We start from the raw sequence: 14363 nt of genomic DNA on the forward strand, positions 1-14363 counted from the left end.
GCAAGCAGCCTGGTATGGCGCTGGAGAAAACCCCGATGTCCCGCACCCTTTCGCACCCGTCCGCCGAATACGCCAGCGTCGCAGACGCGATGCAGTCCGTCGATCCGGCGGCTTTCGCCCGCATGCCCTACTGCGTCCGGGTATTCGCAGAGAACGTCATCCGTCGGCAACCCGCCGCCGAGTCCAGCCGCTATTTGCAGGCGCTGGCCGAGCGTCGTCACGACGTCGACTTTCCTTACTATCCGGCACGCGTCGTATTGCAGGACCTGCTCGGCACCCCCGCGCTGGTCGACCTTGCCGGTATGCGCGACGCCATCGCTGAATCAGGCGGGGACCCGGCGACAGTCAATCCGGTCGTGCCGACGCACCTGGTGGTCGACCATTCGCTGAACGTCGAGGTCGCGGGAGATGATCCGCAAGCGCTGGCGAAGAACATGGCGGTCGAACAGCGGAAGAACGCCGAGCGCTTCGAGTTCCTCGCGTGGTGCAAGGAGGCGTTTTCGAATCTCGACGTGCTGATGCCCGGCAACGGCATCCTGCATCAGGTCAACCTCGAACATCTGTCGCCGGTCATTCAGGTCAAGGACGGCATCGCGTTTCCCGATACGCTCGTCGGGACGGACAGCCACACGACGATGATCAACGCGATTGGTGTGCTCGGCTGGGGCGTTGGCGGTATCGAAGCCGAATCCGTGATGCTGGGGCGTGCGGTCTGGCTGCGGCTGCCGACCGTCGTCGGCGTCGAACTGAAGGGATTCCGCCAGCCGGGCGTGACTGCGACCGACCTGGTGCTCGCGATGACCGAGTTCCTGCGCAAGCAGAAGGTCGTCGGCGCGATCATCGAGTTCCATGGGGAAGGCGCCCGAGGGATGACGCTGAGCGATCGCGCGACGATTTCAAACATGGCGCCGGAATTCGGCGCGACCGCTGCGCTCTTTGCGATCGACGAGAAGACGCTGGACTTCATGCGTCTCACCGGGCGGTCCGATGCCCAAATCGCGCTGACGGAAAGCTATGCGAAGGCGCAGGGGCTGTGGGCCGACGATTTCGCGGATGCCGAGTACGATCGGGTTCTGTCGTTCGACCTGTCCGGTGTGGCGCGTGCGCTTGCGGGGCCGTCGAACCCGCACGACCGCGTGCCGCTTTCGAGCCTCGTTGCCAAAGGCATTGCGCGGCCGGGCCTGCATTCCGCAGGGCCGGACTCGCCGTCCTCGGCGGTTCCGCTCGATGACGGTGCGGTCGTGATCGCTGCGATTACGAGCTGCACAAATACGTCGAATCCGCGCAACATGATCGCGGCCGGGCTGGTGGCCCGCAAGGCGCTCGAGCTGGGACTCGAGCGCAAGCCGTGGGTCAAGACCTCGCTCGCACCGGGGTCGAAGCCGGTCGAGAGCTATCTGCGGGCCGCGGATCTGATGCGGCCGCTCGAAGCGCTGGGCTTCGGCATCATCGGTTTCGGCTGCACGTCGTGCAACGGGATGTCGGGGCCGCTGCCGAAGGCGATCGAGGGTGACATCGTCAGCCGCAACGTGCATGCCGTTGCCGTGCTGTCGGGCAACCGGAACTTCAACGGCCGCATCCACCCGCGCGTCAAGGAAGCGTTCCTGGCTTCGCCGCCGCTGGTGGTCGCTTACGCGATCGCGGGAACGATCAACGTGGACATCGAGAACGGTGTCATCGCAACCGACAGGGATGGCAACCCCGTCTGCCTGAAAGATCTGTGGCCGACCGACGACGAGATCGACCGCCTGCTCGGCGCAAGTGTCCACGGTGACCAGTATCTGCGCGTCTATACGGAGATGTTTCGTACGTCAGACCGAATCGACGGAGCGGACACGGTTCCCGCGTGCTTTCCGTGGCGCGACGACAGCAACTACATTCGCCGGCCGCCGTACTGGCAGCAGCGCCTGACGCAACCCGCACATTTCGACCGGATGCGCGCAATCGGCGTGTTCGGCGACAACGTGACGACCGACGACCTGTCTCCGTCGGGTGCCATTCTGCCGGAGAGCGCCGCGGGCGAATATCTGATCGCGCAGGGCGTGGAGCCGGCTGATTTCAATTCGTACGGCACGCGCCGTGGCGATCACGAGGTGGCCATCCGCGCGACGTTCGCGAACAACCGCCTGCGCAACGAGATGGCGGATGGGAGCGAAGGATCGCTGACGCGGATGGAGCCCGACGGCACGATCGTGCGTCTGTTCGACGCGGCCGAGCAGTATATGGCGCGCGGCCAGGAGCTGATCGTGATTGCGGGCAGAAACTACGGCTCAGGCTCGTCGCGCGACTGGGCGGCGAAAGGCGTGCGGCTGATCGGCGTGCGCGCGGTGGTCTGCGAGAATTTCGAGCGCATCCATCGTTCGAACCTGGTCGGTATGGGTGTGTTGCCGCTCGAATTCCCGGATGGAATCGACCGGAAGTCGCTGCGGATCGACGGCTCCGAAGTATTCGCGATCGACGGGCTTGGCGGCCCGATCGCACCGTCGATGCCGGTGTCGCTGCGGATCACGCGCAAGAACGGGGAAGTCGTCAAGGTGCCCGTCAGGTGCCGGATCGATACCGACGAGGAGGCGGAAATCTTCAACGCCGGCGGCCTGCTTCCGCGGATTGCCGGGGAAATAGGCGAGGCGGCCTGATCATGTCGCGTACATTCGCATACGTGGGGTGCCGCACCACGCGAGAGCGCAACGCACGCGGGACTGGCATCGTCGTGTACGAGGTGGACGAAGCCGGTGTCTGGGAGTACGTGCAGACGCTCGAGCCGCTCGTCAACCCGAGCTTCCTTGCGCTCAACGCCAATCAGGATGCGCTGTACGCCGTGCACGGCGACGGCAGTTCGGTCAGCGCGTTTCGCGTCGACCCGGAGACGGGGCGCATTGCTGCGCTGAACAGCCGGCCCTGCGACGGACGCAATCCGGTCCATCTGGCATTGTCTCGTGACGGCTCGTCGCTCGTCGTGGCGGGATATGCGACGGGCACTGCAAGCCGGCTGGCGATCGCCGACGATGGCCGACTGGGCGAACCCGTTTCTCCGGCGCTCGTGTTGACCGGCAGGACGGGGCCGCATTCCGTCGAGCAGACCGGGTCGCATCCGCATCACATTTCGCGCTATGTGACGCGTCGCTTCGATACGGATTGGCACGTCGTTCCGGACAAGGGGTTGGACACGCTGTTCGTCGTTCGCTGGACGGAGGGCGCGCCGGTCGTGCAACACGCGCGCTGCCGTGAAGGCGCGGGGCCGCGCCATGCCGTATTCCATCCGGAGCGGCCGCTGGTCTACGTGTCGAACGAGCTCGACTCCACGGTCACCACGTGGTCGTTCGAGCCGCAGGGCGGACAGCTCGAACCGCTGAACACGGTCCCGATCATCCCCGCCGAATTCCACGGGCAGTCTCGCGCGGCCGGGATCGCGATCGCGCCGGATGGCCGCTCGCTGTACGTGACGAACCGCGGGCACGACAGCGTGGCGACCGTTGCGCTCGATTCCGGCACGGGACTGCCCGGCGAGGTCCGTTGGACATCCGCGCACGGGAAGTGCCCGCGTTTCCTTTGCTTGAGTCCCGACGGCCGCCGTCTGTACGTCGCGAACGAGCATTCGCACACGATCATCCAGTACGCAATCGACGCGGCCACGGGCACACCGGTGCCGACCGGCTGCGTCGTCGAGACGGGTAGCCCCGTCTGCATCGTATTCAAGACCATCGAGGAGTGACACATGGCGCAGTACAGCATTCCCGCCGTCCATATGCGCGGGGGCACCAGCAAAGGCGTGTTCTTTTGTGCCGACTGTCTGCCTGCGGACCACGCGCAACGCGACCGGATCCTGCTTCGCGTGATCGGCAGCCCGGACCCGTACGGCAAGCAGATCGACGGGATGGGCGGCGCGACGTCGAGCACGAGCAAGGTTGTCGTGGTGAGCCGGTCCACACGGCCGGATTGCGACGTCGACTATCTGTTCGGCGCGGCGTCGATCGATCGCCCCGTGATCGACTGGTCGGGCAACTGCGGGAACCTGACTTCGGCGGTCGGTCCGTTCGCGATTGCGCAGGGCCTCGTCGACGCACCGGACAACGGCGTCGCGACGGTGCGCATCTGGCAGGCCAACATCAACGCAAGGATCATCGCCCACGTGCCGATGAAGGACGGCGAGGTGGTCGAGGATGGCGATTTCGAACTCGATGGCGTCGCCTTTCCGGCGGCCGAAATCCGCCTCGAATTCCTCGATCCCGGTGGTGCCGAAGTTGATGACGAGGCCGCCGGCGGCATGTTCCCGACCGGAAATTCTGTCGATTCGATCGACGTGCCCGCCTACGGCACGTTCGAGGTCACGATGATCAATGCCGGTAACCCGGCGATTTTCATCCGCGCGGAAGCTCTCGGCCTGCGCGGGAACGAAATGCAGGAAGACGTGAACGATGACGCCGCGCTGCTGGAGAAATGCGAGGCGATCCGTGCTCATGCGGCCGTTCAAATGGGGTTGGCCGCGACGCCTGAAGAAGTGACGTCGCGACGCCCTCACACGCCGAAACTGGCGTTCGTGTCGGCACCGTCGGAATACGTCGCGTCGAGCGGCAAGCGGGTCGATCCGCACAGCGTGGACATCAACGCACGCGTTCTGTCGATGGGCAGGCTCCATCATGCGATGACAGGAACGGGTGCCGTCGCGTTGGCCGTGGCAGGCGCGATTCCGGGCACGATCGTCCATCGACTCGTGGGCGGCAGGACCATCGAGCAACTTCGTTTCGGTCATCCGTCGGGGACGATGGCTGTCGGTGCGCAAGCGGAGCAGCGTGATGGCACGTGGGTCGTGACCAGGGCCATCATGAGCCGAAGCGCCCGTCGGCTGATGGAAGGTTCCGTCTTGGTTCCGGCGTCGATCGTGAACGTCGCGTAAGCTTGCGTCGCTTCAGATGCGGTCAAGCGGACCGCATCCATCTCAAATTCAAAGGAGGAGACATCCCATGCATCGGTCCGTGCGCCGTACCGTCATCGTCGCAGCCGCGTTGTGCGCTTTCCATGGCGCCCCCGCGCTTGCGGCGGAGAAGATCACGATCCTTGTCGGCGGCATCAACAAGCTGATCTATCTGCCGCCGAAGCTTGCCGAGAATCTCGGTTACTTCAAGGATGAGGGGCTCGACGTCGAACTCCAGTCGCAGCAGGCAGGCGTGGACGCCGAGAACGAGTTGCTCGCCGGCGCTGCGCAAGCGGTCGTCGGGTTCTACGATCATTCGATCGACCTGCAGGCGAAAGGGAAGGAAATCCAGAGCATCGTGATCTTCGGGCTGGTGCCGGGCGGAATGGAGATGGTGCGTTCGGACGCCGCCGGCCAGATCAGGAACATGGGTGACATCAAGGGGAAAACGCTCGGCGTGACGGGGCTCGGCTCTTCGTCGATGTTCCTGGGGCAGTATCTCGCGTCGCGCCACGGTCTCAAGACGACCGACTATTCGACGCTGCCGGTTGGTGCGGGCAACAGCCTGATTGCGTCGCTGAAGCAGAAACGCGTGGAAGTCGCATGGACGACCGAGCCTACGACATCGCTGCTTCGAGCAGGCGGCGATGCGACGGTGCTCGTGGACCTGAGCAGCGTCGACGGTACCAAGGCCGCGCTCGGCGGGCTCTATCCGGCGTCCAGCCTGTATGTGCAGCGCAGCTGGGCGGAAGGCCACAAGGCGGAAGCGGCGAAGCTCGCGAGGGCATTCGTCAGGACGCTGCGCTTCATCCATACCCACTCCGCAGACGAGATCGCGGCAAAGATGCCGGCCGATTACTACGGCGGCAACAAGGCGCTCTACGTCCAGGCGCTGAAGGCTTCGCTGCCGATGTACTCGCCGGACGGGAAGATGCCTGAAGGCGGTCCGGAAACCGTGCTGCGGGTGCTGACCGACTTCAATCCCAATATCAAGGGCAAGCACATCGACCTGTCCAGAACCTATACGAATGAGTTTGTGAATCAGGTCAAGTAGCGGTGCGTGCCGGATGTCCCAGCGTGGCGGATCCGTCGAGCCGGGTCGCGTGACGCCTGCCAACGAGAGGAATCCTATGGAACATGGCGGCGCATTCTTGACATCGCTGGGCATCGCGGAGCTGACGCCGACCGGGTGTCTGCGCGCGGCAATCAACTTCGGCAATCCGATCCTCGCCCATCGCGATCCGGCATCCGGCGAAGCGAAGGGCGTCTCTGTCGATCTGGCCGCGAATCTGGCCCGTCTGCTCGACGTGCCACTCAGGCTCGTGACATACGATGCGGCCGGCGACGTGGTATCGGGATGCGAGCGCGACGAATGGGACATTGCGTTCGTCGCGCGCGACCCGATACGTGGCAAGGGAATCGAACAAACCCGTCCGTATGTTCTGATCGAAGGGACGTATCTCGTCCCCGAGGCCTCTCCCATCCAGTCGAACGAGCAGGTGGACGGAACGGGCACCCGGGTTGTCGTAGGCAAGGGTAGCGCATACGATCTCTACCTCACGCGCACGCTTCAGCACGCGACGATCGTGAGATCGGCGACGTCCCCGGCCGTCGTCGACACGATGCTGGCGGAAGGGGGCGAAGTTGCGGCAGGCGTGCGGCAGCAACTGGAATACGATATGGGCCGTTTGCGTGGCCTGCGCATGCTCCCCGGCCGCTTCATGGTCATCGAACAGGCGATGGGCACGCCGAAAGGGCGCTCGGCGGCTGCTCTCCTTCTGGATCGATTTGTCGCGAGCATGATCGAGTCAGGCGTCGTTCACGCCGCACTCGTGGCGCACGACATTCGTGGCGCCACGGTGGCCCGCATCGACCCGTCCGACCGGCCGCATCACTGATCGAGACACCGCACGCACAACCGTTTCGCTTCCGCAGCCCCCAATCCATGACACATCATCACGACCGGACGCGCGTGGCATGACGGCGCGTCGCCCGCCGACCGCGACGCAACCGGCATGCGCGCGCGCGCCGCAGGCGTGGTCTGCACGGCGGCCATGCGCCGCTTGCGCGCGGGCGGCGGCACGTCGCGCACGACGGGAATCGGCTCGATTCCGCCTTCGCGTGCGTTGTCGCGCGCGCTCGCGACAACGCGATTCACGTAGCCGCTCGAGAACCCCGTCGTGAAATTCCCGCTGTAATAACACGACAGCGCCGCGCGCAACGCGGCCTGCGCCGGCCGGCCCGTGCCGGTCGAGCGTGCGTAGCATTCGGTCAGGATCGCGCCGCCCGCCTGCAGGTTGCGGCACGGCTCGAACATCGTCGAGTCGTCCAGTCCGAATTTCGTGAAGTTGCGTTCGTTCACCTGCGCGAGCCCGACGCTGTAGCTGAAGCCGCGCGCCGCGAGCGCGCGCGTGGTCGCCTGCGCTTCGGCGAGCGACAGCGGCTGGCGCGTCAGATGGCCGCCGACCACGCCGATCGCGTACGGATTGAAACCGGATTCGGTGCGCACGAGCGCGGCGAGCGTTTGCGGATCGACGTTCGGCGCGCATGCGCGCGCGAGCTGCGCGAAGTGGGCGCGTTCGTTGGCGCGTTCACCGGCGGCGCGGACGACACCCGGCTGCATGCACGCGAACGCGAGCGCGGCCAGCGCGGACGCGCACGCGGCAACGGCTCGCCGCCCGCGCGCGTTCATCCGGCGACCCGATACGACAGCACGAGCCCGTGCACGAGCAGCGACCAGCCGTCGAGCGCGACGAACAGCAACAGCTTGAACGGTACCGAGATCGTCGTCGGCGAGATCATCTGCATCCCGAGTGCGAGCAGGATGTTCGCGACCAGCAGGTCGACGACGATGAACACGATATAGATCACGAAGCCGATCTGGAACGCCTTCGTCAGCTCGGCGAGCGTGAAGCTCGGCACCAGCACGAGCAGGTCGTCGTCCTTGATGCCTTCCGCGCGGTTCTTCGGCCATACCGACGTCGCGGTGCGCACGAAGAATTCGCGGTCGCGCTGCCGCGTGTGCGACACGAGGAAGTCCTTGATCGGCGGCAGCGCGGCATCGGCGAGCGCGCCGACGTCGGCGGTCGACAGCTGGCCCGACGCATCGAAGTGGCGCTGCTGCAGCGCATCGCGGATCGACATCCCGACGGGCGCCATGATGAACAGCGACAGGATCAGCGCGATGCCGTTCAGAACGAGGTTCGGCGGCACCTGCTGGACGCCGAGCGCGGAACGCAGCAGGCCGAGCACGACGACGAGCTTCGTATAGCTCGTCACCATCAACGCGGCGAACGGTGCGATGCCGAGCGCGGCAATGACCGCGATCAGCGCGACCGGATTCGGCAGGCTGCCCATCGGTCAGCGCTCGCGCGGCGCGGGTTGCGTGAGCGTGACGACGCGCACGCCGAGCTTCTGGCCGACCGCGATCAGGTGGCCCGTGCCGATCAGCATCCCGTTCGCGACGAGATGGATCACGCTCTGGTTGATCCCTTGCTGCAGCTCGATCACCGCGCCCGGCTGCAGCGCCGCGAGTTCACCGAGCGGCATCGACGTCGGCGGCAGCTCGAAGCGCAGGTCGACTGCGAGGCCGTCGAGCGGGCGCGGCGGTTCGGCGGGCGGCGCATCGTGCGACGTCGCGGGCGGGGTGTCGGTGCGGGTCGGTTCCAAAGGCATCTCCCTGATTCGTTCGACGGTCAGCCGCGTGCCGGACGGCCGCCCGGTGATCTCCCACGCGGGCACGGCCGGCAGCCGCGCGACGCACAGCAGGTTCTGGTCGTGCGCACGCCAGCGCTCGATCGCGATGATGTCGCCGGAGACGACGTCGGCGAGCTCGGCCGTCGTCAGTTCCGTGCGGCCGATTTCGAACACGAGCGGCACCGGCAGGTTCGCGCAGGCGGCGCGTGCGTCCGGCGATGCGGCGGGCGCGGCGGCGAAGAACACCGCAAGTGCGTCCGGCACGTCGAACAGCAGTGCGCCGTGACAGCGCCACGCACCGTCCGCGCGGCGCAGCGCGAAGCGCAGCGCGGACGGCGATGCGTTCGAGGCGTGCGACGCTTGCGATGGGGGCAGCGACGCGGACGGCGGCAGCAGTTCGACGCGTTGACGTGTGGCAGCCTGCAGCGTCGCAGCGAGCGGTGCGCCGAGATCGGCAAGCAGCGCCGCGCGGATCACCGCCGGCACCGCGGGATCGGCTGCATCGCCGAGCCATTCCGCTTCCGCGACGGGATCGATCCACAGCGTGCCGGTGGCCGGTCCGACGACGAAGCGGTATGCGTGTGCGTCGGCGGCAGGTTCGGCGTCGACGCGCCACCGTACCTCGTATGCATGCTCGCCGAGCGTGAGCGTCAGCGGGACGCCGGCCGTCGCGCCGTACGCGTGCGACAGCCCGCGCGCGGCGGCGGCGCTCAGGCGCGGCAGATACGGCGACGCATCGAGCGCGACCGCAGCCGGTGCGGCGGCGGTCGGCACGGAGGCGTGACGTGCAGCCCGATCCGCGGCGTCGTCGGCGTCGGCATTCGTCAGGGACAGCGCATGCACGGCGGGATCAGGGCGAATTCGGCGTCGGATCGACGGGTTGTTTGAGGTCGGGCGGCACGCGTGACGCGCGCCGCTGCTGCGTCGATTGTAGGGACGGGTGGGGGAACGTGCGGCGCCGGAATCCGTAGTCGGGTGCGTCGGGCGACGACGGCTCGGTCAGGGATTTACGAAGCAGGCGGGGGCTGGCGGCGTGACGTCAGTCGATCGACCGACCGGAGACGGCCGGTGCGAGCCAAGGCAGGCATGGCGCGCCAAGCGCCCGAACGAGCGCCGTCAGGCAGGCATTCCGGATACGCCGGCCCGGTGACTTCCGCAGAGGCGATCGGCCGTTGCAGCGGCGGGCAGGCCGTACGCGAACGCGCGACCGCCCCGGCAGGGCGGGGCGGCGCGGCGTCGCGTCGGACGGTTACGCGTAATCGGCCATCATCGTGGTGTGCGGCGCGGCGCGCATCACCGGCGCCACGTCGTGTCGCTCGACATGCGTCATCGCCGCGCCGAACAGCACGAGCCGGTAGCCGACCGCATAGATCGGGATGATTCGCAGGTTCTTGTCGTGATCGAGCAGCAGTTTCGAGCGGATCCGCGAGATGTGGGTGTCGAGCGTGCGCGACGACACGGCGAGTTCACGGCCCCATACGGCTTCCTGGATTGCCTGGCGCGATACGATCCTGTTCATGTTGTCGAGCAGGAATTCGACGACGTCGAATTCGCGCGGCGTGATGTCGACGGCTTTGTCGTCGATCTCGATCGTGCGGCGCACGAAGTTGACCTTTATGTTGTCGATGTACAGGTATTTGCAATCCATGGTGGCCCTCGCATGTCCATTAAGGAGTGTTTGCAAGGGGATTACCGCAAATTCCGGGCCATGTTCGGGCGTGCAGGCGTCGGAACCTGCGCGAACCCGCGACTGCGTTGAATCTAAAAGAATTCTTAACGCGGCACGTAGCAGCGGGGTCGGATCGACTTTGAAGGAATGTTACGTAGCATCGGCGGGAACGTTACGGGCGTTACGTCTCGCGTAACGTGGGGCGGCGGATAAGTTTCCGGCCGCGGGCGCCTTTCGCCCCCGCGGCCGGCCCATCCACGCATCACGCCTTCGCCGCATCACCCGAATCGAACGGCAGCGTGTAATGCCGCTTGCCCGTCGCCGCGAAAATCGCGTTCGCGACCGCCGGCCCGACCGGCGCGACGCCGGGCTCGCCGACGCCGGTCGGTGCCTCGGCCGACGGCACGATGTGCACTTCGACCTTCGGCATCTCGGCGATCCGCAGCACGTGATAGCCATCGAAGTTGCGCTGCTCGACCAGGCCGTCCTTCAGCGTGATCGCGCTGTGCAGCACCGCGCCGAGCCCGAAGCCCATGCCGCCTTCCATCTGCGCGGCGACGATGTCGGGGTTGATCGCGATCCCGCAGTCGACCGCGCAGACGATCCGATCCACCTTCACCTTGCCGTCCGCGCCGACCGACACCTCGGCGACCTGCGCGACATAGCTCTTGAACGCCTCGGCGACCGCGATCCCGCGCCCGCGGCCTTTCGGCAGCGGCTTCGCCGGATCCCAGCCGGCCTTCTCGGCGGCGAGCTCGAGCACCGCGCGCATGCGCGGCTCCTTCGCGAGCAGGTCGCGGCGGAACAGGTACGGATCCTTGCCCGCCGCGTGCGCGGCCTCGTCGATGAACGCCTCGACCGCGTAAGCGGTGTGCGAACTGCCGACCACGCGCCACCACAGCACCGGCACGCCGGTCTTCGTGGTGGTCAGCTCGACAGACACGTTCGGCACCGCGTACGGCAGGTTCGCCGCGCCCTCGACCGACGTCGCGTCGATGCCGTTCTTGACCATCACCGGCTCGAACGGCGTGCCGCCGAGGATCGACTGGCCGACGATCCGGTGCCGCCAGCCGACCAGCTTGCCGTCGGCGGTCAGGCCCGCGTCGAGCTTGTGGAAGTACATCGGGCGATAGAGGCCGCCCGTGATGTCGTCCTCGCGCGTCCACTGCAGCTTGACCGGCTTGCCGTTCGCGCCGAGCGCCTTCGCGATCGACACGGCCTCGACCACGTAGTCCGACCACACGTTCGCGCGCCGGCCGAAGCTGCCGCCCGCGTACATCGTGTGGATCTTCACCTGCTCGGGCTTCAGGCCCGCGACCTGCGCGGCGTTGCCCTGGTCGACCGTCTGGAACTGGTCGCCGGCCCAGATTTCGCAGCTGTCGGGCGTCAGCTTGACGACCGCGTCGAGCGGCTCCATCGGCGCGTGCGCGAGATACGGGAATTCATACGACGCGCTGAGCTTGCGCGCGGCGCCGGCGATCGCCGCGTCCGCGTCGCCGTCCTTGCGGGCCGACACGCCGGGCTTTGCGGCGAGCTGCCGGTACTCGCGCATGATCTCGCCCGAGCTGCGCTTCTCGGCGCCCGTCTCGTCCCAATCGACCTTCAGCGCGTCGCGGCCCTGTTTCGCGGCCCAGAAGCCCGTCGCGACGACCGCGACGCCGCGCGGCACCTGCACGACCGACACGACGCCCGGCACCGCCTTCGCGGCCGTCGCGTCGAACGACCGGACCTTGCCGCCGAAGCGCGGCGGGCGCTGCATGACCGCCACCAGCATCCCGGGGAACGACACGTCGAGCGTGAACTGCGCGGTGCCGTCCGACTTCGCCGACGCGTCGACGCGCGGGATCTTGTGGCCGATCAGCCGGAATTCCGCCGGCTGCTTCAGCGTGACCTTGTCGGGCACCGGCAGCGCGGTCGCCTCCGCGACGAGCGCGCCGTAGCTCGCCTGCTTGCCGCTCTTCGCGTGCGTGACGAAGCCGTCCTTGGTCGTCAGCTCGCCGGCCGGCACCTTCCAGCGCGCCGCGGCGGCCGATACGAGCATCGCGCGGGCCTTGCCGCCGGCTTCGCGAAGCTGCTGCCACGAGTTCGCCATCGCGGAGCTGCCGCCCGTGCCCTGCATCGTGCCGAACGCGAGGTTCGCGTAGCGCTTCGCGTCGGCGGGCGCGCTCTCGACGCGCACGCTCGACCAGTCGGCGTCGAGCTCTTCGGCGACGATCGTCGCAATGCCCGTGTACGCGCCCTGGCCCAGCTCGACGTGTTTCGCGATCACGGTGACGATGCCGTCCGGCGTCACGCGCAGGAACGCGTTCGGCGCAAATTCGGCGGCAGCGGCAGGCGCCGTCGCGGCCATCGCGCGGCGGCCCGCGCCGACCCATTCGAAACCGATCGTGAGGCTGACCGCGGCGGCGCCGGCGGCCTTCAGGAACGCGCGGCGCCCGGGGCGGACCGCATTCGGGGTATCGAGTCCGGTCGTCATGATCAGGCCTCCAGCGTGGCGGCGGCGTCATGGATCGCCGAGCGGATCCGCGCATAGGTCGCACAGCGGCAGATATTGCCGTTCATCGCGGCGTCGATGTCGGCGTCGGTCGGCTTCGGATTCTGTTCCAGCAGCGCGGTTGCGGACATGATCTGTCCGGACTGACAATAACCGCATTGCGGCACCTGCAGCTTGACCCACGCGGCCTGCACGGCCTTGGCGGGCTTGCTCTGCAGGCCCTCGATCGTCGTGATGTGCTTGCCGGCGATGCCGGCGACCGGCAGCACGCACGAGCGCACGGCCTGGCCTTCGAGATGGATCGTGCACGCGCCGCACTGCGCCATTCCGCAGCCGAATTTCGTGCCGGTCAGGCCCGTGTGCTCGCGGATCGCCCAGAGGACGGGCATCGACGGATCGACATCGAGCGTGACGTTCTTGCCGTTGAGGACAAACGATGTGGACATTGACTGTCTCCGTGGGGAAAACCCGGTGCGAAGCCCGGATACGCGGGAGTGTGCGCGAGCCGGCGGATTTTTCGTCTACACAATCCTGCAAATTTCTTGAACAATCCTGCAAATCCCCGGCGAGCGTCCGGCGGCTTCGCTATGCTCCGGGAGCATGACGAACCGGGGAACCGGACGAACCGAGGCATCCTGATGGACATGACCGATATTGCCGCGTCGCGCGAATCCGGGCGGCGCGAGCTCGCGACGCTGATCAGCCGTTTTGCGCCGGTCGACGGCTCGCATCCGACGGCGATTCCGGCGCTCGCGTTCCACAAGCATACGCATCCGGTCGATCTCGGCTGCGGCGTGTCGCGGGCCGCGTTCGTGCTCGCCGCGCAGGGCGCGAAGCGCGTGGTGGTCGCCGGTCACGCGTACGAATACGACACGCAGAATTGCCTGATTACGTCGGTCGACTTGCCGATCCTGTCGCGGGTCACGAAGGCGTCGCCGGACGCGCCTTATCTGTGCATGTCGTTCATGCTCAATCCGCAGCGCATCATCGAGCTGGCCGCGGAGATGCGGTTGCCGGAGCCCGGCGCGGGGCCGGAGGGCGAGGGGATTGCGCTTGCGCAGCTCACGCCGCCGCTGCTCGACGTCGCGTTGCGCCTCGTGCGGCTGCTCGATACGCCGGCCGACATTCCGGTGATGGCGCCGCTGATCGAGAAGGAGCTGATCTACCGGCTGATGACGAGCGAGCAGGGCACGCGGCTTCGGCACATGGCGGTGGCGGGGAGCCAGACGCACCGGATTTCCCGCGCGATCGAGTGGATCCGCGATCACTTCGCGGAGCCGATGCGGGTGGAAGCGCTCGCGCAGGTCGTGAACATGAGCGTGTCGTCGCTGCATCATCATTTCAAGAACGTGACCACGCTGAGTCCGTTGCAGTACCAGAAGCAGTTGCGGCTGCATGAGGCGCGGCGGCTGTTGCTGGGGCAGGGCGCGGACGTCGGGTCGGTGGCCGCAAGCGTCGGGTACGAGAGCGCTTCGCAATTCAGCCGCGAGTACAGCCGCTTGTTCGGCGCACCGCCGTTGCGGGATGTCGTGCAGTTGCGAAGGAAGGAGTTCCTCGGTTGACGAGCGGGCCGGCGGGCTTCCGTTGGATCG

Annotated in this window: 12 protein-coding genes; 6 read left to right on the plus strand and 6 right to left on the minus strand. The window is 67.0% G+C overall.

From position 1 onward, the window contains the following. Positions 1–14: 14 nt before the first annotated feature. The 5 genes from acnA to ACV229_RS22925 all read left to right on the plus strand — a co-directional run bounded on the left by acnA (position 15) and on the right by ACV229_RS22925 (position 6810). Positions 15–2636: an aconitate hydratase AcnA gene (gene acnA, locus ACV229_RS22905; protein WP_448085387.1), complete on the plus strand. Its 2622-nt coding sequence runs from the start codon at positions 15–17 to the stop codon at positions 2634–2636. Between the two features lie 2 nt (positions 2637–2638). Next, the gene (locus tag ACV229_RS22910) at positions 2639–3712 is read left to right on the plus strand and encodes a lactonase family protein (protein ID WP_448085388.1); all 1074 of its coding nucleotides are present in this window, start codon (positions 2639–2641) and stop codon (positions 3710–3712) included. 3 nt (positions 3713–3715) lie between these two features. After that, positions 3716–4894 carry a 2-methylaconitate cis-trans isomerase PrpF gene (gene prpF, locus ACV229_RS22915; RefSeq protein ID WP_448085389.1) on the plus strand — a complete coding sequence of 393 codons (1179 nt, stop codon included), beginning with the start codon at positions 3716–3718 and terminating at the stop codon, positions 4892–4894. Between the two features lie 67 nt (positions 4895–4961). Then, a complete protein-coding gene (locus ACV229_RS22920; protein WP_448085390.1) occupies positions 4962–5966 on the plus strand; it encodes an ABC transporter substrate-binding protein in 1005 nt (334 codons plus the stop codon). A gap of 76 nt (positions 5967–6042) precedes the next feature. Next, positions 6043–6810, plus strand: a complete 768-nt coding sequence (locus ACV229_RS22925; protein ID WP_448085391.1) for a transporter substrate-binding domain-containing protein — start codon at positions 6043–6045, stop codon at positions 6808–6810. Here the strand turns inward: ACV229_RS22925 and ACV229_RS22930 are convergent. The 6 genes from ACV229_RS22930 to ACV229_RS22955 all read right to left on the minus strand — a co-directional run bounded on the left by ACV229_RS22930 (position 6804) and on the right by ACV229_RS22955 (position 13217). Then, complete coding sequence (locus ACV229_RS22930; protein WP_448085392.1) at positions 6804–7604, minus strand: lytic transglycosylase domain-containing protein; 801 nt, start codon at positions 7602–7604, stop codon at positions 6804–6806. The genes ACV229_RS22925 and ACV229_RS22930 overlap by 7 nt on opposite strands. Beyond that, entirely contained in the window at positions 7601–8269 is a 669-nt protein-coding gene (sctR, locus tag ACV229_RS22935; protein ID WP_448085393.1) for a type III secretion system export apparatus subunit SctR, read from the minus strand. Before sctR ends, ACV229_RS22930 begins: the two co-directional genes overlap by 4 nt. A 3-nt stretch (positions 8270–8272) precedes the next feature. Then, positions 8273–9451 carry a type III secretion system cytoplasmic ring protein SctQ gene (gene sctQ / locus ACV229_RS22940; protein WP_448085394.1) on the minus strand — a complete coding sequence of 393 codons (1179 nt, stop codon included), beginning with the start codon at positions 9449–9451 and terminating at the stop codon, positions 8273–8275. A 406-nt stretch (positions 9452–9857) separates the two neighbouring features. Then, positions 9858–10256 carry a winged helix-turn-helix domain-containing protein gene (locus ACV229_RS22945; protein WP_448085395.1) on the minus strand — a complete coding sequence of 133 codons (399 nt, stop codon included), beginning with the start codon at positions 10254–10256 and terminating at the stop codon, positions 9858–9860. Between the two features lie 283 nt (positions 10257–10539). Next, the gene (locus ACV229_RS22950) at positions 10540–12753 is read right to left on the minus strand and encodes a molybdopterin cofactor-binding domain-containing protein (RefSeq protein WP_448085396.1); all 2214 of its coding nucleotides are present in this window, start codon (positions 12751–12753) and stop codon (positions 10540–10542) included. 2 nt (positions 12754–12755) lie between these two features. Continuing rightward, positions 12756–13217, minus strand: a complete 462-nt coding sequence (locus ACV229_RS22955; RefSeq protein ID WP_448085397.1) for a (2Fe-2S)-binding protein — start codon at positions 13215–13217, stop codon at positions 12756–12758. Positions 13218–13409: 192 nt separating this feature from the next. Between ACV229_RS22955 and ACV229_RS22960 the strand changes: the two genes are divergently transcribed. Next, positions 13410–14333, plus strand: a complete 924-nt coding sequence (locus tag ACV229_RS22960; protein ID WP_448085398.1) for an AraC family transcriptional regulator N-terminal domain-containing protein — start codon at positions 13410–13412, stop codon at positions 14331–14333. Positions 14334–14363: the final 30 nt, after the last annotated feature.

It is taken from the genome of Burkholderia sp. MR1-5-21, from assembly GCF_053427715.1.